Here is a 25007-nt window from a genome sequence, read left to right on the forward strand (position 1 = left end):
GACCTCATGAAGGAATGTCGGACAACAAAGATTGATAACGCTGCAGGATCGCCTCACGGCGTGGGCGGCCATTGGCGGTCAGGGTGTGCTCGGCGACCGAGAATGGCGCTGGCAAACGCCGCCAGGCATGCACCCTGGCGTAGTCGGGCAAACTGGCATTACTGTGCTGCACGGCCTGCTCGATAGCCGCGTCCGTGGTGCCCGGGGCGAGCGGCCAGAGCAAGGCCACGTTGCGCGGCATGCCCTCGCCATGAACGAACGCCTGGGCGATCACCCCGCTCTGGGTCAGCTCGGCTTCTACCCATTCAGGGTTGACGTTGCGCCCGAAGCTGGTGATGAACTGGTGTTTCTTGCGCCCGTTCAGGTGCAGGTAGCCTTCATCATCGAAAAAGCCCAGGTCGCCGGTGGCCCACCACGCGGTTTGGCTGGGCGTGTCGCCCAGATAGCCAAGCAGCAGGGTCCCGGCAACCAGCACCTCACCGTCTTCGGCGATACGCACCTGCACATGCGGCAATGGCCGGCCGACACTGCCCGGGCGCACCGCACCGGGGCGGTTCAGCGCCACCACAGAGGCACATTCCGACAGCCCGTAGCCCTCGAATACCGGCAAGCCTACGGCCTCGGCCCGCGCCAGCAGGCTGGGCGCCACACGGGCGCCACCCACCGCAACGAAACGCAGCATGCCAACCCCCATCAGCCCGCGCTCGATTGCCGTGACCAGCCCCAGCAGCAGTTGCGGAACCAGAATCAGGCTTTGTGCGCCGCTCAAGGCGATGGCCCCGAGCAGCCGCTTGAAATCGACCTGGCTGGCCCCCCCCATGCCCAACTGGGCCTGTGGGTACAGCATGACACTGGCCCCTGCCAGCAAGGCGGCGTAAACGCCCAGGTTCTCCAGCAACACGCCCAGCGGAAGCACAGCGAGGTAGCGCCGAGGCTGCGTAGGCCGGCTGGCCTGTTCCAGTTCGTGTGCGACCCGCAACATGGCCTGCGCGCTCAGGCACACGCCTTTGGGGTTGCCGGTACTGCCAGAGGTGTAGGTGACCTTGGCGGTGCCTTCAGGCAGGGCCACCGCAGGCAGCGCTGGCCGCGACCAGAAGCCGTGCTGGTCGACGAAACCCAGCCGCCCGAGCAAGCTCTCCCAGGCGGGCGGGCCGAGCACCAGGCTGGCGCCGCTCTGTTGCAGGCAATGCTCCAACTGGGTTGGGCTGAAGAAGGTGGGCACCGTCACGCAGGCGCGCCCCGAGACCAGCGCGGCCAGGTCCCACAACAGCAGTTCGGGACCGTTATCCAGCCCCAGCACCAGCACACCGGCCTGACGCTGGCGCAGGGCCTCGGCACGCTGTAGCACCTCGGCAAGCAACTGCTTGTAGGTGTAGCGTGCACTGGCCCCTTCCAGCGCGGGCGCATCACCATTGGCCAGTAATGCCTGCCAGAAACGTTCAAGTTCAAGCGGCATGGCCGGTCTCCTCGTCCAGCACCGGAAAGCCCAGGCGGCGAAACACACCAGCGCTACGCAGCAAGTCGAAGCCTTGGCCGATTTCGCCCGCGTACACCTGCGGATGCTGGGCGTAATAGCTGCCCCATTGCGCAACGGGCTCGTCCAGGCGTGCCGGGTCGGCCTGCGCCAGCACGGTAGGTGCCAGGCCCAGGCGCTGGAAACTGTTGATCAAGGTGGAGGCACCGGTGAACGCCACCCACTTCAGCCCGCGGGTGGCAAGCAGCCAGGTCACGGCGGTGATCATGATGCGTGCGCTGCCGGCGCTCAGCGACGCCAGGTTGCCGACCTCGACCATGCACTCGCGCGCAACGGGCAGGCTGGTCAGTCGCGAAATCGCCGTTTCCAGGGGGACGTCCAGGTAATGCTCGAGAAACAACGGCCCACTGCTGGCCGGGCGCAGACCCGCCGCCGCAATCAAGTGCCCATGGCTATCCCGCAATGCCAACAATTCGGGCAAGTAGTGGTGCACATCAGCGTGGTGAACTTCAGCGAAACAGCGATGAATGAAGTGCTCGAGTTCTTCCCGGTCAGGGTCGCCCGGCAGGTGCAGGGACAAACAGCCGTGATGCGCTGCATGGGTGCCTATCGGCAGTGGAAGCAGGCTGCTCCACAGGGTATGGGTCATGGGACTCCCCCCTAATGAATGGGTTGAGCGAAGTATCAGTGACGAATCTGAAGGGAATCTGAAGCTGGCTGAACAAACGCCGGGAAACCGAAGGGGCGATAGCCAAGCCGTTGCTTTTATCTATCGCCTGGCCCAAGCTCAGCCCTTCTTGCCGCCATGGACCCCACGATGCCCAGACGCAACCGCTACATGATCGCCGTGCTGCTGTTGATCCTGGTATCGGCGCTGTTCGGGTACCTGTGGCGCGATACCCCGCCAGCCCAGCCGGCCTTGCCGGCGCATAGCTATGCCAAGGCCCTGCGCCAGGCCCACGACGGTCGGCCTGGCGCTGCCAGGGTGCTTTACCAGCAGTTGCAACGCACCGACTTGCCCGCCATCCGGCGCGCAGCCCTGTACGCCGAGCTGCCCAACTACCCTTCGCCACTGGCCTTGAAAATCGCCCGGCAAGACCTGGAACACGCCGAGCCACTGGTGCGCCGTGCCGCCATCGCAGGTATCCGCCGGCTGCTGCCTGCCGCGCAGCGCAGCCTGGTGCTTGGCCCGCTGCTGGACGATGACGACCAAAGCGTGCGCTTCGCTGCCGTGGACGCCTTGCTTGGCCTTTCCCCGGATGACATAGGCCTGTATTTCGGCCCGCTGCAGGCGGCCCTGGAGCAATACCAGCAAGCGCTGGCGCAACAACCCGAGGAAGCAGACGCGCAAGTGCACCTGGCGCGCTTGTATATGCACGAAAATGACTACACCCAAGCTGCGGTAGCCCTGCAACGTGCATTGACCGTCGCCCCAGACAATCTCGATGCGCTAGCCACCCAGGTGCGCCTGCTGGAACGTCAAGGCCAGCACGATGCCTCACGCCAGGTGCTCGGCAAGGCATTGGCCCTGAGCCCGGACTCGGCCTTCCTGCAATACCAGCTGGGGCGCTGGCTGATCCGCCACCAGCAACGTGAGTACGCCTTGCTGGCACTGTCCCGCGCGGTTGAACTGGACCCGGACAACGTCGATTACCGCTATACCCTGGCGGTGACCCTGCATGCGCTGGAGCAAGTTGATGCGGCGCAGAAGCAGCTGGAAACCGTGCTCAGCCAGCAACCGGCCAACCGTCGCGCGCGGGTGTTGCTGATCCAGTACTGGAAAGAATCCGGCCAACTTCAGAACGTGCAGGTGCTGCTGGCCGAGCTGGAGCAGCAAAACCCGGATGACCCCGCCCTGCAGCAAGGCCTCTAGGCCTGCCTGAAACCTGTTGAACCCTGAGCCTGTGCCCAGGGTCCAGTGGTTATCAGGCCACTCTGCAGGAGAATTGCCTTGGCCAGTTCGTTGGCGCTGGATGAACGTGCGTTGATCCTCGCCCCACCGCCGTTGGCGGCGCAAACCTCGCACCTGCTGTCGGCGGCCGGCATCGATTGCCTGTGTGCCACCGACTTGGGGCACCTGCATGCACGCCTGGCAGAAGGCGCCGGCCTGGCGATCATCGCCGAGCAGGTGTTCAACGCAGGCCCTAGTGCCCTGCTGCAGGCCTTTATCGACCAGCAACCGCACTGGTCGGATCTGCCCATCGTGCTGGTGACCCAGGGTGCATGGTCGGCCAGCCGCGTGCACAATCACCCGGTCGGCAACCTTACCCTGCTGGTGCCCCCTTTCGGCGACGACCAACTGCTGCACATGACCCAGTCCGCGCTGCGCCACAGGCGTCGGCAATACCTGACCCGCGACCAGCTCAAAAACCTGCAGCAGCGGCTGGATAACGGGCTCGCCCAGCCTGATGAGCCGACGGAGCGCTACGCCCAGGCCCGCTTCCAGGCGCGCAAGATGGAAGCTATCGGCCAACTCGCTGGCGGCGTGGCCCACGATTTCAACAACCTGCTCACCAGTATTGGCGGCAGTTTCGAGCTGATCGACCGGCGCCTCAAGCAAGGCCGCGCCGACGGCCTGGACAGTGTGTTGCGCCTGGGCCGCGAAGCAGTGTCACGCGCCGCCCGCCTGACCCACCGTCTACTGGCCTTCTCATGCAGGCAGTCGTTGCACAGCCGATGCGTCAACCTGCACACCCTGTTGCAGACCAAGCAGCTGAAGGCTCAACTCAAGCCTGGGATAAAGCTGCAGGTGAGCATCGCCAAAGGCCTGTGGAACGCGGAAGCTGACGACCAGCAATTGCGCGAGGCCCTCGACAATCTGATCCTCAATGCCTGTGAAGCCATGCCCAGCGGTGGCCTGCTGCGAATCGAGGCAACCAACCAGCCTATCTACAGCAGCCCCATGGCCGACGGCCCCCTGACCGCTGGCGATTACCTGCGCCTGAGCGTGATCGATAACGGCCAGGGCATGGCGCCAAGCACACTGGAGCACGCATTCGAACCCTTCTTCAGCACCAAAGCGACCAGCCAAGGCATCGGCCTGGGCTTGTCGATGGTGTACGGGTTCAGCAAGCAATCCCATGGCCATGTCACCCTGCACAGCCAAATTGGCAAGGGCACGCGGGTAGACCTGTACCTGCCGCGTCACATCGACCAGGCACCCTCGCCCGCCCAACCGCTGGTACCTGCGCAAGCGACACACGGCTACCGGGTGCTGTTGGTCGAGGACGACCTGCATGTTCGCGAACTGCTGTGCCAGGCCCTGCGTGACAATGGCTTCACGTGCCTGAGTGCGGCCAACGCCGAGGAGGGGCTTGAGGTGCTACGCGCCTCGCAACCCATCGACCTGCTGATCAGCGACGTAGGTTTACCCGGCATGAACGGTCGGCAACTGGCGGAGATTGCACGTAGCTTGCGCCCCCGGTTACCGGTGCTGTTCATTACCGGCTATGCGGAAACCGCGATGGCGCGCGAGGGCTTTCTGGGGTGCGATATGCACCTGATCTGCAAGCCATTCGAACTGCGACAGCTGCAGGAACAGGTGGCCGTGATCCTTGGCCAACCCTGAGGGGCTCACTGTTCAAGCATGCGCAACGCCTGGTCTGCCAGGTCTGCCAGCGAAAACGGCTTGTTCATCAACGCAGTGCCAGGCTGTTCGAGCAACTGGGGCTCCACCGGTTGCCCCGCATAGCCTGTGATGAACAGGATGTTCTGCTGTGGCAGTTGCATGCGCATGGCCTTGGCCACCTGGCGCCCGCTGAAGCCGCCCGGCAAACCGATATCGGTGATCACCAGGTCGAACGGACCGTCATGGCGAAACCGCTCCAATGCGGTATTGGCGTCGCTTGCGTCAACCACCTGGAAACCGCGCTCAACCAGGTATTCACGCATCACCGCGCGCAGATTGAGTTCGTCATCCACCAGCAGCAGCCGCTCACCCTGGGCCATGCGTTGCGTCCTTTGCACCGGTTTGCACTCATCAGGAAGCGGCTCGAACGTTCTGGGGAACAACATCGACACCTTGGTCCCCTGGTTCGGCGCAGACTCGATCCACGCATAGCCCCCCGACTGGCCGACAAAACCGTAGACCATCGACAGCCCCAGGCCGGAGCCACGGCCGATGGGCTTGGTGGTGAAAAAAGGCTCGAACGCCTTGGCGATTTCCGCAGCCGCCATGCCGTGGCCATCGTCCTCAACATGCAAGGCCACATAGTCACCCGGCGGCAGCCCGTTCTCGTCCGGGAACGCCGCGATCAAGCGTTCGTTGACGCTGCGGATCGTGACGTTGCCCCGCTCCAGGCACGCCTCGCGGGCGTTGGTACACAGGTTGATCAATGCATTTTCGAGCTGGGTGACATCCAGGTTGACCACCCACGGGGCGACGTCCAGTTGCCAGTGCAAGCACAACTCCGGACCCAAGGTCCTGCGCAACAACGGCTCGCACAGGCGCAACTGCCGGTTGAAATCCAGCGGCTTTGGCGCCAAGGGTTGGTGGCGGGAAAAGGCCAGCAAACGGTGGGTCAGCTCCATGGCCCGCATCACCGAATCGCGGGCAACATCCACATAAGCACCGATCCGCTCCGGGCGCCCCTCCTGGAGGCGGCGCTGGAGCAGCTCAAGGCTACCGCCGATACCAGAAAGCAGGTTATTCAACTCATGGCCCATGCCCCCGGCCAGTTGCCCCACGACTTCCATCCGTTCAGTGTTGCGCATCAGCGCTTCGGACTGGCGCGCCGCCTCTTCGCGGTCCTCGCTGATATCCTGGCCGACTACGGTGAGCAAGCGCCCATCGAAGCGCGCGCTCCAGCGGAAGGTATGGTAATGCCCATCGCGGTGCCGCAAGCGGGTCTCGATCGGGTCTGCGCTGCTGGCTTGCAGTAACGCCGACACCACCACCTGCACCTCGGTCCGATCTGCCGGGTGCACCAGTTCCAGTACCGACACCCCCTGGATCTGCTGTTCGTCCCAACCCAGCACCCGGTGCCAGGCGGGGTTGGCGGCATGCACCTTCAGCTCCGGGGTAACCCTCATCATCGCATCGCGTGACATCTGCCAGATCTGCTCGCGCTCCAGCACATGCCGCTCGATCTGCTGCTCGAAGCCTTGCGCCTGCTCGCGCCAATGCCGGTGTGCCTCGACGCTGGCAGTGGTCTCGATCACCGTGTGCAGAAAGCCCGCGACATTGCCTTGCTCATCGTGCAGGGGCGCGTAACCGAATGCGCACCAGAGGGGCTCGCCGCATGGGTCACTGCCGATGCGCAAGGGAGGGTCCTCGACAAAGCTCGACTGCCCTTCCAGGGCCTTGAAAACCCACGGCCCCACTGTCGGCCAGATTTCGTGCCACAGTGTATCGAACGCCTGGCCGAGCCCATCCGCAGCGCCGCCGCGCAATGCATGGTAGGCATCATTGTGCACCACCGTCAGGTCTGGCCCCCAGACCACGGCACAGGGGAACGGCGACAGGTGCATCATATCCACCGCGATGCGCAACGAAGCCGGCCAGCGCGGCAGCGGCCCTAGCGAGGTGCGGCTCCAGTCCAGCTGCACGATCCGGTCGTCAACCGGCCTGCGGGCTGCGGCAGCAGGCGGGTGAAGGCGGATCTGTGGCTCAAGGCCAAGTGATGATTTTTTGGCGACCAATGTCATGGCTCCAGCATGGCCAAGGGGACTGCGGGTAATGCTATTGAAGTTAGCACAGCACGTTCGGCCCACCATGGCGGAGTTCAAGGTGCTGGCCCGGCCGGCAGGCCGATAGGGCTTACGCAGGTTTGCGCAATTACTGTCACGCGCGCTTTCTTCGGCCTACAGCCGAACGACCATCGAAGACCTAGGCTTTGGGCTCGGCTGTTCAACTGGAACAGCGTTGCAGCGGAGCGCAATAGGTCTATGTCGTACATCGTCAACGCCGGGCGTAGCATGCTGGAGTTGCTGTTGCTCATCGTGGTGGGGCTGGTACCCGTGGTATCCGGGTTGCTGGTGATGATCCTGCAACTGCAAACGAAACTTGCGGAGAATGCGGCTGTTTCCGTGAAGGAAGCGGTTTACAGTGTCGATCAGGCATTCAACCGCATGCAGGAAACCGCGTTGCGTTCACTGCCGCTGGCCGGGCAGCCTTGTGCCAGCGCCCTGAACACCTTGCAGGATCATGTCACCAGCCTGTCCATGCTCAGGTCCCTCACGCTGGTAGAGGGCGAGCAGGCCTATTGCAGTACCACGCCGGACCCGCTGGAGGATTTGACCGCATTTGCCACGTCTGGCCGCCAGGTGGAGATTTCCTATGGGCTCGCCGACACCCGCCGCAAACTGCTGGTGAACCTGTATACGGCCGACAATAATCAGGGTGTCATTGTCACGGCGTATGCCTCGCAGCTTCGCAGCGAGCTGGACGCTTTCCAGGACGGGTTGACGCTGCTGCTGGAATTCGACGACCGCTACCTGTGGAGTGGCGGCGACAGCCGCGCCGGCGCCCGCCCCTCGCAGGACGAGTTTTCGACCAGCATGCTTTCGCAGAAATACGGCTACCGGGTCGTAGGCGGCTATGCCGAAGGTTTCACCGCGCGGGAGATTCGCCAGTCGATGCGCCAGACCCTGCCCTCCTTGCTACTGGTGGGGGTTCTGACCGCCTCGGTGGTTTTCCTGGCGCTGATGAAAGGGCGCGCGAGCAGGCGTAGCCGCGCCGCCGAAGGGACATGACGGCGGCGCCACTACCAGCGTGTCAGTCGGTGCTCAGCACGCCGCGACGCACCTGGTCACGCTCGATGGATTCGAACAGGGCCTTGAAGTTGCCTTCACCAAACCCGTCGTCGCCTTTACGCTGGATGAACTCGAAGAACACCGGCCCGAGCAGGGTTTCCGAGAAGATCTGCAGCAGCAGGCGCTTGTCTTCCGGCTGCGAGGCACCATCGAGCAGGATACCCCGCGCCTGCAACTGATCGACCGGCTCACCATGGCCGGGCAGGCGCTCTTCGAGCATTTCGTAATAGGTTTGTGGCGGCGCCGTCATGAAGCGCATGCCGAACCCCTTCAGCGCGTCCCAGGTCTTGAGCAGGTCATCGGTCAGGAAGGCAACGTGCTGGATGCCCTCACCGTTGAACTGCATCAGGAACTCCTCGATCTGCCCGGCGCCCTTGGACGACTCTTCGTTGAGCGGAATGCGGATCATGCCATCCGGGGCGGTCATCGCCTTGGAGGTCAGGCCGGTGTACTCACCCTTGATGTCGAAGTAGCGGATTTCACGGAAGTTGAACAGCTTCTCGTAGAAGCCCGCCCAGTAGGCCATGCGCCCACGGTAAACGTTGTGGGTGAGGTGGTCGATGACCTTGAGGCCGGCACCGACCGGGTGGCGGTCGACACCCTCGATGAAGTTGAAGTCGATGTCGTAGATCGAGCTGCCTTCCTCGAAACGGTCGATCAGGTACAGCGGCGCACCGCCAATGCCCTTGATCGCCGGCAGGCGCAGTTCCATCGGGCCAGTTTCGATTTCTACCGGCTGCGCGCCCAGCTCCAGCGCACGGGCATAGGCCTCATGGGCATTGCGCACACGGAAGGCCATGCCACATACCGATGGGCCATGCTCCGCGGCAAAATACGACGCGAGGCTTTTGGGTTCGTTGTTCAGAATCAGGTTGATGCCACCCTGCCGATACAGGTGCACATTCTTGGAGCGGTGGGTCGCGACCTTGGTGAAGCCCAGCATCTGGAATACCGGCTCCAGTACGCCAGGGGCCGGGGCCGCCAGTTCGATGAATTCGAAGCCCATCAGGCCCATTGGATTTTCGAAGATATCAGCCATGTTCGTGTCCTCATCTGCAGCTAAAAATTAATGATTGCGTGGGATGCGGAACAGAAATGGCGGGGCACACGGGATACCTCGCACGCTGCGGGCGAGGAAGTCACCAATGATCAGCTTGAACCCATGGTATGTCATATGGACCCATTCTCGGCGGGCTTGATCCTTCGGCACTGAAGGACCTTATTGTTTTATTCGTAAACCGATTCTACATTGCGTAAATGCCTTTGTCGCGTTTTTGTTAAGGCCCCTGCCCGACTAACGGCTATGCTCTGTTAACCCTTCAGCGTAGCCTTTCAACGTAGCCACCCAGCATGCCCCTTACAGCCAAACGCCGCAGCGTCTTCAGCTGGCGCACCCTGTTACCGCTGGTGGTCGGTATGGTGCCGGTAGTGAGCGGCCTGGCGATCATGCACTGGCAGATCGAACGGGAAATGAAGGCCAGCAGCCACACCACCACGCAGCAGGTGCTCGGCCATATCGAACATATCCTCGACAACCTGTCGAGCGCCGCCGACAGCTTGCTGGCGCACACCGATGTCCCCTGCGAGCAAGCCCAGTTGCTGCTGCGCACCCAGGTCACGCGCAACGCCTTCGTGCGCTCCACCAACCTGTTCAGGCACAACAGCATTTATTGCACGTCGCTGCTCGGCGCATTCGATGAGCCAGTCAACCCCGCCGACTATGTCGATGGCAAACTGTGGCTGATGGATGGCAACTCGGTCACCCCCGGTCACCCACTGTTGGTGTACAGGGCCAGCCAAGGGGACCACGGTGCGATCAGCACGGTCGACGGCGATCACCTGCTGACGGCGCTGCGCCTGATAGGCGCCGACGAAGCGCTGTACATCCGCGTCGGCGACGCCTGGATGGGCAAGGACGGCATCGTGCACCATGGCCAGCCGCCGCTCGCTGATCACGCCAATGTGCAGCTGGCCTCCACGCGTTATCCGCTGAGCGTACAGGGCGGGTACAGCGCCGCCGAGCAAAGCCGGCTGTGGCGCAGCCATTACCCTGCCCTGCTCGGCATGCTGCTGGTGCTGGGCGTGATCGCCGGCCTGGTAAGCCACTGGCAGGTGCGCCGCGCCAACTCACCCCGCGCCGAGCTGAGGCGGGCGCTGGAGGCCGACGAATTCCTGCCGTACTTCCAGCCGGTGGTGCGCAAGGGTGATTACCGTTGGGCCGGCGTCGAAGTGTTGATGCGCTGGAACCACCCTCAAGAGGGGCTGGTACGCCCAGACCTGTTCATCCCCTACGCAGAGCACAGCGGGCAGATCGTAGCCATGACCCGGGCACTGATGATGCACACTGCGCAAGCCCTGGCGCCCTATGCAACGCTGCTGGAGGACGGCTTCCACGTCGGCATCAACATCACGGCCGACCACTGCCGCGACCTGACTTTGCTGGAGGACTGCCGCACGTTCCTGCAGCACTTTCCCCCAGGCCGGGTAGTGCTGACCCTGGAGCTGACCGAGCGCAAGCTCATCGAACCCACGCCCGTGGCGCTCGAGCTGTTCGAAAAGCTCGATGCCATGGGGGTGAAGATCGCACTGGACGACTTTGGTACCGGCCAGTCCAGCCTCAACTACCTGCTTCAGTTCAAGGTCGATTACCTGAAGATCGACCAGCGCTTCGTGGCCATGATCGGTGCCGATGCGCTGTCGGTGCATATCCTGGAAACCATCATCGAATTGTCAGCCAAACTGGGCCTGGGCATTGTCGCCGAAGGCGTGGAAACCGAAACGCAGCGCGATTACCTGGCTAGCCATGGCGTGGACTATCAGCAAGGCTACCTGTTCGCCAGGCCCATGCCTGCACAGCAGTTTCTCGAAGCGCTGGCCACCCGCCCCGGCGCCTCGCGGTTGCCGCAAGCCGCGCCCCCTGAGATCATTGGCGGCTGACCTAACCGCTCCACTCCTGTATTCGAGGCATTCGTGTCAAAAGGCATTGTTTCATCCGTCGTGGCGTCCTGCATGTTCGCCGTGATGTACTTCTATACCTCGTTGCTCAGGCCACTCGATGGCGAAGAGATATTCGGCTGGCGCACGCTGCTGACCTTGCCCTGCCTGACCTTGTTCATGGTGGTTTCGAAAGACTGGAAACGCGTCGGCCAATTGCTGGGGCGCGTGCGCCGCACGCCGGTGCTACTGCTCGGCATGCTCGGCACTTCGTGGCTGATGGGGGTGCAATTGTGGCTGTTCCTGTGGGCGCCCCTGCACGGGCGCAGCCTGGAAGTGTCGATGGGCTACTTCCTGCTGCCACTGGCCATGGTCCTGACCGGGCGGCTGGTGTACGGCGAGCGCCTGTCACGCCTGCAGGCAGTAGCCGTGGCCTGCGCCGCACTGGGTGTGGGCCACGAACTCTACCAGCATGGCAGTTTCGCCTGGGAAACCTTGGTGGTGGTGACCGGCTACCCCGTCTATTTCGTACTGCGCCGGCGCTGCGGCACCGACCACCTCGGTGGCTTGTGGTGCGACATGTGCCTGCTGCTGCCCTGGGCGCTGTATTTCGTGATGCAGGGGCCGCTTTCCAGCGCTGACCTACAGGCGCACCCAGGGTTGTATGCGCTGATTCCGCTGCTGGGGGCGATCAGCGCCTGCGCCCTGATCGCCTACGTGCTGGCCAGCCGCTTGTTGCCGTTCAGCCTGTTCGGCCTGCTCAGCTACGTCGAGCCCGTGCTGCTGGTGGGCGTGGCGTTGCTGCTGGGCGAAACCATCGGCCCAGACCAGTGGTTGACATACCTGCCGATCTGGGCCGCCGTGCTGGTGCTGGTGCTCGAAGGCTTCAAGCACCTGCTGCGTCAGCGTCGCCGTTCGGTGTAAGGCGCACCTGCCTTACCCGCCGTTCTTCGATCGCCTCCACGGTCAGCGTCCAGCCATTCCAGCGCAACTGATCACCCACCATTGGCAGGCGGTCGAGCAGGCTCATCACCAGCCCGGCGAGGGTCTGATAGTCCTCGGTGGCCCGGGCGCTGAAGCCGGTACGCGCCTGCACCTGGCTGAGGTTCAAGGCACCACTGACCACGAAACCCTCACCTTCCTGCACGATGCCAGGGCCGTCAACCTCGCTGGCATCCGGCAGTTCGCCAGCGATCGACTCCAGGATGTCGGTCATGGTCAGCAGGCCGGTGAAGTCACCGAACTCGTTGACCACGAAGGCAATGTGCGTGGACTGGCCGCGCATCTGCTCCAGGGCGTTGAGGATACTGAAGCTTTCCAGCAGGTTCAGCGGCACCCGTGCCATGCCTTCCAGGTCGGGCTGGTTACCCGACAGCACCTCCTTGAGCAGCTCTTTCTTGTGCACGAAGCCCAACGGCTCGTCGATTCGGCCGCCGCGTATCAGCGGCAGGCGCGAATACGGCGAGTTGGCCAAGGCCTGGGCAATGGCCTCGGGCGGCTGCGCCAGGTCAATCACATCGACCTCGGTACGTGCGGTCATCACCGTGCGAATCGGCCGCTCGGCCAGGTTCAGCACGCCGCTGATCATCACCCGCTCGCGACGGTCGAACAGCACCTGCTCTTCGCCACCCTCGACCAGGTCGGCGATTTCCTCGCCCACCTCGTCAGCTTCGACGCGGCGGCCGCCCAGCAGGCGCAGCACGGCATGCGCAGTGCGCTCACGCAGCGGCTTGTGCTGCTGCAGGCTGCGCTTGCGCCGGGCACGCGCCAGCTGGTTGAACAGCTCGATCAGGATCGAGAAGCCAATGGCCGCGTACAGATAGCCTTTGGGTATGTGGAAGCCCAGGCCTTCGGCGGTCAGGCTGAAACCGATCATCATCAGGAAGCCCAGGCACAGCATGATGACCGTGGGGTGGGCGTTGACGAAGCGGGTCAGCGGCTTGCTGGCAACGATCATGATGCCGATCGAGAAAATCACCGCGATCATCATCACCGACAGGTGCTCGACCATACCCACCGCAGTGATCACGGCGTCCAGCGAGAACACCGCATCCAGCACCACGATTTGCGCGACGATTGGCCAGAACGCAGCATGACGCAAGGTGCCGCTGGCTTGGGTCACATGCCCTTCCAGGCGTTCATGCAACTCCATGGTGGCCTTGAACAACAGGAACACACCACCGAACAGCATGATCAGGTCACGGCCAGAGAAGCTCTTGCCGAACACCTCGAACAGCGGTGCCGTGAGGGTGACCATCCAGGAAATGCTGGCCAGCAGGCCCAGACGCATGATCAGCGCCAGGCTCAGACCAATGACCCGGGCACGGTCGCGTTGATGCGGGGGCAGCTTGTCCGCCAGGATGGCGATGAACACCAGGTTGTCGATACCCAGCACCAGCTCGAGGACGATAAGCGTCAACAGGCCTAGCCAGGCCGTAGGATCGGCTAGCCATTCCATTAGCGGGTACTCACGAGGGCAGCGTCACGAGGACGGGGAAGGTTTGGCCAGGACGGCCACGAACTGGGGGGCTCCGCGAAGGTGCTCATATAGACCTTGATAACAATTAGGGAGAATGATGCTACAAGGACATCAGGATTGTCCGACAGCGTAAAACTATTACAAAACCTGTAACAGGCCGGCGGGCGGAATGAGGCCGGCCGCTGGGCGCGCATTTCGACGGGTCGCCTGGTGCGGGTACTTTTGTTCAATACACCCCACCCCGTGACCGGCCAGCATAGCCGCCTCACAACAAAATGGATCTCCTTCATGAGCTTGTCCCTCTCCATGGCCGCCTTCGCACTGGCGGCCTCCATCTCCCCCGGCCCGGTCAACATCGTCGCGCTTGGCAGCGGTGCCCGTCATGGCCTGCGGGCCAGCCTGGGCCATGTGACCGGCGCCACGCTGGGCTTCTGTGTGTTGCTGGTGCTGGTCGGCCTGGGCCTGCACCAACTGCTGGTGCGCTGGCCGGTGCTGGGGCTGCTGTTGCACTGGGGCTGTGTGGCGTTTCTGCTGTACATGGCATGGAAACTGGCCAGTGACAGCGGCGAGCTGGGCAGCACGCACCCCGAGCAGGCACCGTCGGCCTGGCACGGCGCCGCCATGCAGTGGCTCAACCCCAAGGCCTGGTTGGCAGCGGTGGCCGGGGTTGGCGCCTACACGGGCGGCGAGCAGCAGCTGCTGTGGCTGTTCACCTGGATCTACGGGCCTATCTGTTTCGTTTCGGTAGCGTGCTGGGCCTGGGCCGGCAGCGTTATCCGCCAGTACCTGGGCAACCCGCGGCATATGCGCCTGCTCAACCGAGGGTTGGCCGTGCTGCTGGTCGGCAGTGCGCTTTACCTGGTGATCTGAGACCGACCCGGCCCCGCCTTTGGCGGCAGACGCTGGCCTATGCAGGCGTGCGCGCGCGGGTGCCAGCATTGCGGTAATGCCCCGGTGTTGCCGCCAGGTGCTGCTTGAAGGCGCGCTGCAGGTGCGCCTGGTCGGCGAAACCGGCTGCTTGTGCCACCTCGGCGATAGCCCGCCCTTGGCGCAGCTGCGCCCGCGCCAGTTGCACGCGCTGGTCGAGCAGATAGCCGTGGGGGGTCAGCCCGAAATGCTGGCCAAACGCCCGGATCAGGTAGGAACGCGAAAGGCCACAGGCAGCACAGATATCCTCAAGCCGCAGTGCATCGCAGCGATGGGCACGGATGAACGCGGCTGCGGCCTCCAGCCGTGGGTTACGCACTTCGGCGGCCTGCGCACTGCCCTGCAGCAGGGCGGGCAATTCGCGGAACAGCGTGGCCAGGCGCGCCTCGCGGTCCGGCACACTGGCATCGAACAGCTCGGCAAAAGCCTGCAACAGCCGCTGGTACAGCACGGCAGAGGTGCTGAGTGTCTGCACCGGCAAGGTGAACCCCAGCGCCTGCAGCCACGGCCAGTCGACGAACAGCATCAGATAGGACCACGGCTCCCCTGCAATCGGGTTGCAGGTATGCACGACGCCAGGGTTCATCAGGACGGTAGTGCCCGCCGCAACCTCATGGCGCTGATCGCCATTGAGGTAGGTGCTACGCCCACCGGTGATCACCCCAATGGAAAAGCTTTCATGAGAATGCGCGGCGTAGCACACCTGGCGCCCGTCGCCTACCTTGCGGGCCTCGACAAAGGGTAGCGCAGGGTCGCGCCAGAACCGTGATACCTCGATCATTGCCATCCCCAGTTGCCGTGTGCCTGGATACTACACAGTTATTGCGGGAACAGGTCCAGAGTGCGTTCCACTTCACCGATATCGACCCTGAACCCGTCGCCCTCCGGCAGACCGACCACGAAGCCGAAGTGCTGCTGATCACGGTCGGTCAGGTACTTGTAGTAGCTGACGAAGCGGTTCGGCGGCTGCAGCGTCAGCAGGCAGCCGCCGGGCTGCAGCACATTCACGCCATGCACCAGTTGGCTGCCCTCCACGCCAATCACCACCTTGGCCCCGGCGCAGGCGGCGATGATGCTCGGCACATCCGACTTGAGCGGGTTGACGATGCGAAAACCCCGAGTAACCCGCAGGTGCTCGGCAAGCGCCAGCTCGTTGCGCAGCAGGCGCAGGTCACCATCACCGCCGCGCAGCAGGAACACACCCGGGTGCGGCGCATGGGCGACATGCGCCAACAGCTTGTCGCCCATGGCACGGTAGCGGGCATGCCGGCTGCGGTTGTTGCTCTGATCGTCGAACAGCACCAGCTCCCGGAAAAACGCACTGCGCAGGCGCAGCGGCTGCATGTCCAACCAGTCTTCGTAGGCCGGTGCCTGGGTGAACAAGGGGTACCTGGCCGACGGTGCCGTGGTCACCGGCACGCCCTCGTTGCAGGCCAGCGCATACGTGGGGCAATCCTCCATCAGCCAGGTGCCGAACCATGAATTGCCATTCTGCGTGCAGTAGATGGCAGCGCGGTCGATTTCATGGTCCACCGCAATGCGCGGAAAGGTGTTCGGCTTCTGCGACAGCCAGTGGCTGGCCTTACCCTTGTACAACGCCCCGTCGACCAGCCATACATCCTTGATCAGGTAGCCACGGGTCGGCCCTTGCAGCGCACTGATGCCACCCTCCATGGTGCGCGCCGGGTGCACGTAGGGGTAGAACCGCTTGCCTTCCCATCCGGTGACCCGCTCCAACTGCCCCGGCAGGTAAATGGCCGGTGGCGACACCGTGGTCTCGCCCGGGGCGATGTCCCAACTTTTGCTGGCAAGGCTCTTGACGTCGATTGGCGGGGTTCTGCCCAACCGTTTGCGGGCGATGTAACGGTAGGCAGCCAGGGTCCAGCTGCGTGGCGCAGCGGCCGGCGAAGCATTGAACTGCGAGATATCGCTTGTCATGAAGCGTCCCCCTTGATGGCGAGGTTCAGCGCATGGCGCAATAGGATGACTCAACGCATCCATGCGCCCCTTCAACTGCACATGACGCGCTGCATGATGGGGGGTGACTGCTGGTTGGCGTAGCGGTTGCGCAGGGCTTGCACGAAGGTTTCGCCAGTGGCGTTGTCGCCGTAGAGGTAGATCTTGTGCAGGCCGCCGAACACCATCTCATGGTAACGGCTGGCAACTTCGTCATCGCTGGGGCCTGCTGGCAGGCCCAGGTGCAGGGTCAGTTTGTCGCCTTCCATTGCAAACATGGGCGTGTCCCACAGAAACTTCGCCGTACCGGTCTTTGGCAGCCGCACGAACAGGTAAGCATGGTTGCCCAACGAATCGATGTCGCCCCCACGCCGCCGCTTCCACTTCAGCAAGCCGTCGTCCGGGCGCGCCAGGCACAGGCCGATGTCGTAATAATCGAAGCCGTGTTCCAGGGCCCATTCCAGGGCCATGAAGGTGGTGATCGAGTTCACTTCGCGCAACTTCCTGGCGTCTGAAAACACCGCTTCGCAATAGCCGAAGCGCAAGGTGCTCCAGTAACGCTTGCCATCGCGCACCACCTCGCAACCGAGGTGGCAGCCGATAACCTCATCGCCGCAGGTAATCAGGTCGAGCCGCCCGACACTCTGGGCAATGCGGAACACTTCGTCGGTGGGAAACTGCGCCGCATGGATGCCCTGCCTGGCAGTCGCGTACGGCCGCAACAGCTCACGGTCGGCCATGGCAATTTCGTCATCGGCAAGTGCCTGACGCATCTGGTAAAGCGGGCGGTTCTTGCGAATGCTGCGCCGCAGTTCACTGTCGTAGCGCGCGGTGATGTCTTCCAGGGGGCGCCCCAGTGGCACCACGGCGCTCAGATAGTGCGGCACCGACAGCGCGCCAGTAGTGGGCATTTCGCTGATCAGCACCACATGGTCGGCAGGTGCGCTGGCACTGGCGCTTTCCACGATCGCCGCACTGCCCTGCCCCTTGCCGCCAATCAGCAGCTTGGCCATTTCCCGTTGGTGCTTGCGGCCGATGTAAAGGATCTCGTAAGGGCTTTCCTGTTGCAGCCGAAACCTGGCAACTTCCCAGCGCCACAAACAGGCGCGCGCCATCACCTCACGCACTTGGCTGCCCAACTGTCTGATTTCGTAACGGGTGGAGGGCGATATGAATTTTCGCGCCGCTGCGGTCAAGGTCGCTTTCATTTCTTCTTCCACGTCCTTTGAAGTGCCAGGGTGTATCGGAACAAGACAGATAAACAGCGGAAAAACATCTAACGCATTGATATTCAAAGGTTAGGCCGCACATTAACTTCACATTCAGTAACAATTTAAGGTGGGCGAAATCACTTTGGCAAGTGGCACTTGGCTGGTATTTGTCTGAATTATTCTGGCGTCAAATTTCCTGCCGCCACTGCGTTTAGTTGCAACAGATTGCTATAAGCGTGCCGACATCACGATAACCGGTTACCACTTCGCTATCGATAACTGGCGTTTGATGCCTTCTTTGCATAAAGAGGTGCATCATCATGATAGGCAACAATCCACACCACGCCCTGCTCGCGGCACAACTGCCGCATTGGGCACGCTGTGCCAGCCCCGGGCAATGGGGCGCTTTACAGGCCAGTCAAAATGCCCCGTGGCAGTTGCAGGACTGGTTCGACAATGCCGCACCCGACCTGCGCGAGGCGGTTTGCGCCAGCCAGAACCAGTTGCTGCATGCGCAAGCGGCCTTGGCAAAGGCGCTTAAAGGGCTCAAGCAGATCAGTGAGTTTGCCGAACCACTGCTAAAAGGCCGCCTGGCAGAACATGGGCTGGACACGCCCTTGCTCCATACCCAACTACTGCGGGTCGAGCATGATTGGCATTGGCTGGGGCTGCGTCATCTTTACAGCCATCGTCGCGATAGCCTGCTGCAGGCTGCCCTGCAGAACTTCGCCGATGATGAAACCTTCACACCCGAAAGTGCCATTGCCCTGGGTAGTGATATACAGGTGGTTGCAGTTGAAGTACCCGGCACGGTACCGATTGGCATGCAAGCGCCCCCAGCACACTTCACCCTGCGGTCCGAGCGCTACCTGGTGAAGCGCCTGCCGCTGGCACCCCAGGCATTCGCGGCGCTGTGCCGGGCGCTGGACCTGGGCGGCACCTACCAGACCCACCTGGACCAGCAGCTGGCCCGGCCCGAAACCCGGGCACTGGCTGTGCGCGCGCAGCAAGCACGCTTGCGCCTGGCCGCCGACCTGGCCTACCTGCGGCACCTGCTGGACGGGGCCTCACGGGACGAAATCCAGCGGCTGCTGCAAGGGCACCCCGTGCAATGTTGGCAGCTGGCGCTGTTCGGCATCACCCTGCACGAGGTCATGCTGATCGATGCCGGCGCGCACGGGCTGGTGTTGCATATGCCGGGCCACGAACCGGCCCTGCACCCGTGCAGTGACCTGGCGGCGGTGCACGCCACACTGGCAACCCTGCTGGTGGAACCCGCTGAACGCCAGGCATTCGCCGCCTACATCCGGCAGGATGAACAGTCGCACTTCTTCGACATGCTGCAGCAGAACCTGGATGCGGCCGGCAACACCGCCCTCGACCGCCCATGGCCACGCGCAGCGCAGGCTGACCTGCGCCTGACCCGCCAGGCGATCACGAGCGAACCGTTCGGCTACTACCATGACCAGTATCTGCTGCGCCTCAAGCATGAGGCCAGCCTGCTGGCCGTGCCCACCGCAGCAGCGGACGCCAGCGCCAGGGCCAGGCGGCTCGAAGCGTGGGAAAACCTGGGCTGGGACGCGCTCAATGCCGCCGCATTCTTCGTGCCCGGTGTCGGCACCTTGATGCTGGCGGTGACCGCCTGCCAGCTGCTGGGTGAAGCGGTGGAAGGCTATGAGGACTGGCAAGCAGGCGACCGCCAGCTGGCCCTGCGACACCTCGAAGCGATTGGCCTGAACCTGGCCCTGCTCGGTGGCTTCGTGGCGGCGGGCCAGGCGCTGCCCAAACTGTTCGACAGCCCCTTGATGGACAGCTTGCAGGAGGTGCGCAGCAATGATGGGCGCTACCGGCTGTGGAACCAGGACCTGGCACCTTACCGCAGTGACGTGCAACTGCCGGCCGACGTGCATGCCAATGCCCAGGGCCAGTACCTGCATGAGGGGCGCCTGTTCATCCGGATGGACCGCCACCTCTACGAACAACGCTTCGATGACGCCCGGCAACAATGGCGCATCGTTCATCCGCAAGCAGCCGAAGCCTGGGAGCCGCCACTGGAGCACAACACCCAAGGCGCCTGGCGCGGCGAACACGAGCAACCCGGTGATTGGGCGCTGGAGACAAGCGTACGCCGCCTGGGCGAGGCCTACGCCGCCTTTACCCCAGAGCAGGTCGAACAAGCCGGCCGCATCTGCGGCATCGACAGCGAGCAGCTGCGCCAGGTGCATGTCGAAGGGCTGCCACCGCCCCCGCTGCTGCTCGACACCCTGCAACGCCTGAATGCGCAAGCCGCGGTGCAGGCCCTTGGCGACAGCGCACCGCCTGGGCTTTTCCAGCATCTTTACGAGGGTAATGGCGCGGTAGCGCCGGCGGTGCAGCAGTTGCTCGACACCTACCCACGGCTAACGTCCACCCTGGCCCGGCGCATGCTGATGCGCTTGAACGCCGCCGACACCGCTGCCTGGCAAGCGCATGGCAAGCTCCCTGCGTGGTTTGGCATGCAGCTGCAACAGCTGGACAGTGAATTGCCACTGGTGCGTGCCCTCGAGGGTGTGGTGCAACCGGCGTTTGTCAACGACGACAGCGAACGGCTGTTGTTCAGTGCACTCGACGCTCTGCCAGGCTGGCCCCGCGACCTGAGCCTGCAACTGCGCGCAGCCAGCCCTCAAGGGCCGCTGCTGGCACGGGTTGGCAGTGAACACGCCGGCAGGCAAAGCCGGGTCATCAAGTCGGCCGAAGGCTACGAAGCTGACCTGGGTCAGCGGCCGGCCCCGGCAAAACGGGATCGGGACCTTTGCCGTGCGGTGGCGCAGGCGCTGCCAGCGCATGCCCGGCAATCCCTGGGTACGGCTGCCGACGGCAATGCCTTACGCGAGCACCTGCTGGGCTGGGTTGCCGAACACCGACAGACCCTGCCACAGCGCCTGTGGGGGCCGCGGGCCGTGCGGCCCAGGCCAACGGGTGGCTTGCGCGGCGGTCGCCCGCTGGCGCCGCTTGCGCCTGAGCCCCGGCAAACCGGTTCGGTAGAAGGCGCTTATCGGCGGATCTACCCCAATGCCAGCGATGCCGAAATCCAGGCCTGGCTGGGCCATGACGAGGACGAGCCATTGGCCGACGACCTGAGCTCGACCACCCAACGCCTGCGCGATCTGCACCAGCGCCTGCAAGACCTGCGCGGCGACCTGCAACGCTGGGTGCAGGCAGACCCTGCGCGCGCAGCGCAGCGCCAGCCCGCGGTACGCCCATTGGTCAACGCCTGGCGGCGCCTTTCAACCCTGCCTTTTGCCGCCACGGGGCGCATGTACAGCCTTGAGCTTTCCGGCCTGGGGCTGAACGACGAGGACCTGGCAAGCCTGGCGCTGCCGGATGATTTCGCTCATATCGAGCATCTTTCGCTCAGCCAGAACAGTGAGTTGAGCCACCTGCCGGCAACGCTTGCGCAGCGCTTCCCCAACCTCAGGCGCCTGATGCTGTCGGATTGCCGCTTCGACCGTGTACCGCGCCTGCCACAGCCGTGGCAATTGCACTGGCTGGACCTGGACAGCAACCGCATTACCTGGGATGCCAGCGCCCAGCGAACACTGGACCGCTACACGCGGCTGGTGCAACTGGACCTGTCGGACAACCCGCTGATCAGCGCACCGGACCTGCGCAATCTCGCGCAACTGAAAACCTTGTTCCTGTCCGGTTGCAGCCTCGTCGAGTTGCCGCAAGGCCTGGACCAGATCAGCGAACCGTTCGTGCTGGACCTGGCTTCCAACCAGTTCCAGCACCTGCCTGCAAACTTCGCGGTCACCCGGCCTGTCGCCGATGCCTTGCGCCTTGAAAGCGAGTGGCTGGGCGCGCCCGTGCGGGCTCAGATCGATGCCTACAACGCCGCGCACCAGGTCGACCTGCTGGTCAGCGAAAGCGACTACCTGGATTTCTTCGACGAAACAGGCCCCGACGAAGCGGCGCTGTGGCAGCGCCTGCCGCTGCCGTACCGCCGTGACCTCAGAGCATTGCTGGACATGGAGCCATTCCAGTCTCAACCGCAGCATGCACGCGTGGAGTTCTGGCGACGGCTGGCCGTGCTCGACGCCGATCCGGCGCTGCGCCAGCAAGGCCTGATGCGCCCGGCCCAGGCACTGTTCACCCTGGCGCTCTGAGCAATCCGCAGCGCCTGGTCGAACAACCAGGCGCTGCGCTCACGGGTGTACCACACTGGTGTTTTTCCCGGCGCCGGTGCATGCTCAGTGCTGAAGCGATTCACCTGGCTTGAAATCCGCCCTGTAACGTGAGGTGCAGTAACCATGGACCGTCTGCTCGATTCACTCTTCCCCACCGCCGATAGCATCCCGGAAACCTGGCGCCTGGGGGGCCCACTGGAACAACGCGAATACCTGGTCAACGGGCAACTGCGACGCTGGGAAGGCCCGCTGGCCACGGTGCGCAGCCCCGTGTGGCTCAAGCAGGGTGACGAGGAACAGCAGGTCATACTGGGCAGCGCACCCTTGCTCGATGCCGATACCGCCCTCACCGCCCTCGATGCCGCCGTGCAGGCCTACGACAAGGGCCGTGGCGCCTGGCCGAACATGCGGGTGGCCGAGCGTATCCAGCACGTGGAGACCTTCCTCGCCCGTATGCGCGAACAGCGCCAGGCGGTGGTCAAGTTGCTGATGTGGGAGATCGGCAAGAACCTCAAGGACTCGGAAAAGGAATTCGACCGTACCTGCGACTACATCGTCGATACCATCAACGCCCTCAAAGACCTCGACCGCCGCTCCAGCCGCTTCGAACTGGAACAAGGCACGCTGGGCCAGATCCGCCGGGCCCCGCTTGGCGTGGCGCTGTGCATGGGCCCCTACAACTACCCGCTGAACGAAACCTTCACCACGCTGATCCCGGCGCTGATCATGGGTAACACCGTGGTGTTCAAACCGGCCAAGTTCGGCGTGCTGCTGATCCGCCCGCTGCTCGAAGCGTTCCGCGACAGCTTCCCGCCTGGGGTGATCAACGTCATCTACGGGCGCGGCCGCGAAACGGTCAGCGCACTGATGGCCAGTGGCAAGGTCGACGTGTTCGCCTTCATCGGCACGCACAAGGCTGCCAGCGACCTGAAAAAACTGCACCCACGCCCGCACCGCCTGCGCGCGGCCCTGGGCCTGGATGCCAAGAACCCGGGCATCGTGCTGCCGCAGGTCGACCTCGACAACGCGGTCGAAGAAGCGGTGACCGGTGCGCTGTCATTCAACGGCCAGCGCTGCACGGCACTGAAGATCCTGTTTGTGCACGAGGACGTGGTCGAGGCCTTCCTCGACAAGTTCCAGCGCAAGCTGGCCGCGCTCAAGCCCGGCATGCCGTGGGAACCTGGGGTGGCCCTGACACCCCTGCCCGAACCCGGCAAGGTCGACTACCTCGACGGCCTGGTCGCCGATGCCAGGGCCAAGGGCGCCCAGGTACTCAACGAAGGCGGCGGCCACAGCCGCGGCTCGTTCTTCTTCCCGGCGCTGTTGTACCCGGTCAACCACAGCATGCGGGTGTACCACGAAGAACAGTTCGGCCCGCTGGTACCGGTGGTGCCCTACCGCGACCTGCAAACGGTGATCGACTATGTGCTGGACTCTGACTACGGCCAGCAACTGAGCCTGTTCGGCAACGACCCGCAGACCATCGGCAGCCTGGTCGATATATTCGCCAACCAGGTCGGGCGCATCAACATCAACGCGCAATGCCAGCGTGGCCCTGACACCTACCCGTTCAACGGCCGCAAGAACAGCGCCGAAGGCACGTTGTCGGTGGATGATGCCTTGCGGGTATTCTCGATCCGTACCTTGGTCGCCACACGCTTCCAGGACGCCAACAAGGAACTGATCAGCGACATCATTCGCAATCGCCAGTCCAGTTTCCTGACCACGGACTACATCTTCTGACCGCTCGCTTTTGCGCCTGCATGACCGATTCCCGGCAACAGGGCACCGTACCGGTGCCCATTGCCCAGGAGCATCGACTCGGCGGTAACCGAGCGGCCAGTTGAAAGCGGCAGCGCTTTGCTTGAAGCTTGAGGCTCGTAGCTTGGAGCTGCTTCATGCGAATCATCGACAAAACCGCGACCCAGGTGCGCAGCCTGACCCCCGCCGAAGAAGAGCTGCTGGTCGGCTTTGCCACCGGCACCCTGGGCGGCCCGCGCCTGCTGCAGGCCAACCAGCTGCTGATGAACGTGCGCAATGCCAACCAGTGGCTGGCCTGCGATTGCCGTAACGACGCCTTGCCGGTGCTCAATGTCACGCTCAATGGCAACACCGGCACGTTGTTCCTGAAGAACAACCCGGGGACCGCCGAGCATGCGCCCGGTTGCCCCTTCAGCAAAGACGAGCGCGAAGCCGCCGAGCGCGAAAACGACCCCGCGCCACCCGCCGCCTGGCTGCCACCCGACACGCCCCTGCGCCTGATTGGCGACTTCCGTGCCGGCGGCCCTGGCGAGGGTGGCGAAGGCAGCGAGCGACGCGCACAGCAGCGCCTGCTGGCGCTGTTGCTGACCTGGATTGAGACCAGTGGCCTGAACCTGTATGCCACGCACCTGAAGAAGGACCTGACCGGGCAGTTTGCCGAACTGCGCAGCGTGGCAAGCCGCTACCCGCTGCTGGAGCGGGTGCCGGCCAGCAACTACCTGGAAACCCGCCTGGACATGAAGCACATGATGATGCTCAAGGCGCGGTTGCGCGAAGCCAAGGTGTTCGGCAACCACCGCCGGCACGGCCTGTTGCTTGACTGCGTCGATAAGATCAAGGGTCGCAAGCTGTTCAACAACCGCAACGAAGACGGGTTCGATTTCCAGGGGCATCACTTGTACTGGGGCGGCAGCCGCACCAGCGGACCGCTGCTGGCACTGATGCTGTACTCGCCGACCAGTGCCGGCAGCCACTACTACGAGCTGATCCATGTGGCCAGCGTACCCGTGCTGTCCCGCGCCCACCTGTTCCCCGTGTACCGCGACGAGGAGCGCGAGCCGCTCAAGGCGTTGGTGTCGCTGGTCGACTGGATGGCCAGCAAGGGTGTGAAAGTGCAGATGCGCCGGCCGGTGATCGGCGGCGCGCTGGCAGACGAGTTGGTGATGACCTCGGATCAGGACCGGGTATTGTCGATATCGCTCCTGGAGCAACCGCTGGGCACCGAGCCGGACGCGGAGAACTTCAAGCGCTACGCCGATTTCAAGAGCCCGGAAACCTTCCGCAAGTTCGTTGCCGGGTTCTTCATGCGCGAACGCTGAACATCGCCTGTTGTTCGCACCCATTGG

The 25007-nt window shown here is 63.6% G+C and carries 17 protein-coding genes; 9 read left to right on the forward strand and 8 right to left on the reverse strand.

From position 1 onward, the window contains the following. Nucleotides 1-4: 4 nt before the first annotated feature. A complete protein-coding gene (locus AACG97_RS16520) occupies nucleotides 5-1456 on the reverse strand; it encodes an AMP-binding protein (protein ID WP_125854254.1) in 1452 nt (483 codons plus the stop codon). Then, a complete protein-coding gene (locus AACG97_RS16525; RefSeq protein ID WP_125854253.1) occupies nucleotides 1446-2123 on the reverse strand; it encodes a thermostable hemolysin in 678 nt (225 codons plus the stop codon). The genes AACG97_RS16520 and AACG97_RS16525 overlap by 11 nt, the downstream gene beginning before the upstream one ends. 168 nt (nucleotides 2124-2291) lie before the next feature. Between AACG97_RS16525 and AACG97_RS16530 the strand changes: the two genes are divergently transcribed. Both AACG97_RS16530 and AACG97_RS16535 read left to right on the forward strand, forming a co-directional pair. Next, nucleotides 2292-3347, forward strand: coding sequence for a HEAT repeat domain-containing protein (locus AACG97_RS16530; RefSeq protein WP_225786246.1), 1056 nt, complete (start codon nucleotides 2292-2294; stop codon nucleotides 3345-3347). 78 nt (nucleotides 3348-3425) lie between these two features. Continuing rightward, complete coding sequence (locus AACG97_RS16535) at nucleotides 3426-5042, forward strand: ATP-binding protein (RefSeq protein WP_125854251.1); 1617 nt, start codon at nucleotides 3426-3428, stop codon at nucleotides 5040-5042. A 5-nt stretch (nucleotides 5043-5047) separates the two neighbouring features. Here the strand turns inward: AACG97_RS16535 and AACG97_RS16540 are convergent, their stop codons facing one another. Then, on the reverse strand, nucleotides 5048-7120 hold the full coding sequence (locus AACG97_RS16540) for a hybrid sensor histidine kinase/response regulator (protein WP_232554965.1): 2073 nt from the start codon (nucleotides 7118-7120) through the stop codon (nucleotides 5048-5050). 240 nt (nucleotides 7121-7360) lie between these two features. On the opposite strand from AACG97_RS16540, the gene AACG97_RS16545 reads away from it, so the two are divergent. Beyond that, a complete protein-coding gene (locus AACG97_RS16545) occupies nucleotides 7361-8167 on the forward strand; it encodes a CSS-motif domain-containing protein (protein ID WP_197885685.1) in 807 nt (268 codons plus the stop codon). Nucleotides 8168-8189: 22 nt separating this feature from the next. On the opposite strand, the gene hppD is transcribed toward AACG97_RS16545, so the two are convergent. Next, nucleotides 8190-9266, reverse strand: a complete 1077-nt coding sequence (hppD, locus tag AACG97_RS16550; protein WP_115294249.1) for a 4-hydroxyphenylpyruvate dioxygenase — start codon at nucleotides 9264-9266, stop codon at nucleotides 8190-8192. 311 nt (nucleotides 9267-9577) lie between these two features. Here hppD and AACG97_RS16555 point away from each other — a divergent pair, with 311 nt between their 5' ends. Next, nucleotides 9578-11164, forward strand: coding sequence for an EAL domain-containing protein (locus AACG97_RS16555; protein WP_197885684.1), 1587 nt, complete (start codon nucleotides 9578-9580; stop codon nucleotides 11162-11164). Nucleotides 11165-11197: 33 nt separating this feature from the next. After that, nucleotides 11198-12085 (forward strand): EamA family transporter RarD, encoded by an 888-nt coding sequence (gene rarD, locus AACG97_RS16560; protein ID WP_009685559.1) that lies wholly within the window; start codon nucleotides 11198-11200, stop codon nucleotides 12083-12085. Here rarD and AACG97_RS16565 read toward each other — a convergent pair. Further along, nucleotides 12048-13619: a TerC family protein gene (locus tag AACG97_RS16565; protein ID WP_054903822.1), complete on the reverse strand. Its 1572-nt coding sequence runs from the start codon at nucleotides 13617-13619 to the stop codon at nucleotides 12048-12050. The genes rarD and AACG97_RS16565 overlap by 38 nt on opposite strands. Before the next feature lie 309 nt (nucleotides 13620-13928). Here AACG97_RS16565 and AACG97_RS16570 point away from each other — a divergent pair, with 309 nt between their 5' ends. Beyond that, on the forward strand, nucleotides 13929-14510 hold the full coding sequence (locus AACG97_RS16570; protein WP_197885683.1) for a LysE family translocator: 582 nt from the start codon (nucleotides 13929-13931) through the stop codon (nucleotides 14508-14510). A gap of 37 nt (nucleotides 14511-14547) precedes the next feature. Here AACG97_RS16570 and AACG97_RS16575 read toward each other — a convergent pair whose 3' ends face one another. The 3 genes from AACG97_RS16575 to AACG97_RS16585 form a co-directional block, all read right to left on the reverse strand. Continuing rightward, on the reverse strand, nucleotides 14548-15348 hold the full coding sequence (locus tag AACG97_RS16575; protein ID WP_009685562.1) for an AraC family transcriptional regulator: 801 nt from the start codon (nucleotides 15346-15348) through the stop codon (nucleotides 14548-14550). Between the two features lie 38 nt (nucleotides 15349-15386). Continuing rightward, nucleotides 15387-16505, reverse strand: a complete 1119-nt coding sequence (locus AACG97_RS16580; RefSeq protein ID WP_125854249.1) for a glycosyltransferase 61 family protein — start codon at nucleotides 16503-16505, stop codon at nucleotides 15387-15389. 71 nt (nucleotides 16506-16576) lie between these two features. Further along, nucleotides 16577-17731 carry a hypothetical protein gene (locus AACG97_RS16585; protein WP_009685564.1) on the reverse strand — a complete coding sequence of 385 codons (1155 nt, stop codon included), beginning with the start codon at nucleotides 17729-17731 and terminating at the stop codon, nucleotides 16577-16579. Nucleotides 17732-18054: 323 nt separating this feature from the next. Here AACG97_RS16585 and AACG97_RS16590 point away from each other — a divergent pair, with 323 nt between their 5' ends. The 3 genes from AACG97_RS16590 to AACG97_RS16600 all read left to right on the forward strand — a co-directional run bounded on the left by AACG97_RS16590 (nucleotide 18055) and on the right by AACG97_RS16600 (nucleotide 24980). Then, nucleotides 18055-21879, forward strand: a complete 3825-nt coding sequence (locus AACG97_RS16590) for a leucine-rich repeat domain-containing protein (protein ID WP_197885682.1) — start codon at nucleotides 18055-18057, stop codon at nucleotides 21877-21879. A gap of 144 nt (nucleotides 21880-22023) precedes the next feature. Beyond that, nucleotides 22024-23643, forward strand: coding sequence for an NADP-dependent glyceraldehyde-3-phosphate dehydrogenase (locus AACG97_RS16595; protein ID WP_029887123.1), 1620 nt, complete (start codon nucleotides 22024-22026; stop codon nucleotides 23641-23643). A gap of 155 nt (nucleotides 23644-23798) precedes the next feature. Next, entirely contained in the window at nucleotides 23799-24980 is a 1182-nt protein-coding gene (locus AACG97_RS16600; RefSeq protein WP_225786249.1) for a hypothetical protein, read from the forward strand. The last annotated feature ends 27 nt before the right edge of the window (nucleotides 24981-25007 follow it).

This window comes from Pseudomonas sp. Nvir, from assembly GCF_963778085.1.
Classification (GTDB): domain Bacteria; phylum Pseudomonadota; class Gammaproteobacteria; order Pseudomonadales; family Pseudomonadaceae; genus Aquipseudomonas; species Aquipseudomonas juntendi.

Bases quoted from the DNA above. Each gene is read 5' to 3' on its own strand.
- AACG97_RS16520 (WP_125854254.1), bottom strand. From the start codon at position 1,456: ATGCCGCTTGAACTTGAACGTTTCTGGCAGGCATTACTGGCCAATGGT.
- AACG97_RS16525 (WP_125854253.1), bottom strand. From the start codon at position 2,123: ATGACCCATACCCTGTGGAGCAGCCTGCTTCCACTGCCGATAGGCACC.
- AACG97_RS16530 (WP_225786246.1), top strand. From the start codon at position 2,292: ATGCCCAGACGCAACCGCTACATGATCGCCGTGCTGCTGTTGATCCTG.
- AACG97_RS16540 (WP_232554965.1), bottom strand. From the start codon at position 7,120: ATGACATTGGTCGCCAAAAAATCATCACTTGGCCTTGAGCCACAGATC.
- AACG97_RS16545 (WP_197885685.1), top strand. From the start codon at position 7,361: ATGTCGTACATCGTCAACGCCGGGCGTAGCATGCTGGAGTTGCTGTTG.
- hppD (WP_115294249.1), bottom strand. From the start codon at position 9,266: ATGGCTGATATCTTCGAAAATCCAATGGGCCTGATGGGCTTCGAATTC.
- AACG97_RS16555 (WP_197885684.1), top strand. From the start codon at position 9,578: ATGCCCCTTACAGCCAAACGCCGCAGCGTCTTCAGCTGGCGCACCCTG.
- AACG97_RS16565 (WP_054903822.1), bottom strand. From the start codon at position 13,619: ATGGAATGGCTAGCCGATCCTACGGCCTGGCTAGGCCTGTTGACGCTT.
- AACG97_RS16570 (WP_197885683.1), top strand. From the start codon at position 13,929: ATGAGCTTGTCCCTCTCCATGGCCGCCTTCGCACTGGCGGCCTCCATC.
- AACG97_RS16575 (WP_009685562.1), bottom strand. From the start codon at position 15,348: ATGATCGAGGTATCACGGTTCTGGCGCGACCCTGCGCTACCCTTTGTC.
- AACG97_RS16580 (WP_125854249.1), bottom strand. From the start codon at position 16,505: ATGACAAGCGATATCTCGCAGTTCAATGCTTCGCCGGCCGCTGCGCCA.
- AACG97_RS16585 (WP_009685564.1), bottom strand. From the start codon at position 17,731: ATGAAAGCGACCTTGACCGCAGCGGCGCGAAAATTCATATCGCCCTCC.
- AACG97_RS16590 (WP_197885682.1), top strand. From the start codon at position 18,055: ATGATAGGCAACAATCCACACCACGCCCTGCTCGCGGCACAACTGCCG.
- AACG97_RS16595 (WP_029887123.1), top strand. From the start codon at position 22,024: ATGGACCGTCTGCTCGATTCACTCTTCCCCACCGCCGATAGCATCCCG.
- AACG97_RS16600 (WP_225786249.1), top strand. From the start codon at position 23,799: ATGCGAATCATCGACAAAACCGCGACCCAGGTGCGCAGCCTGACCCCC.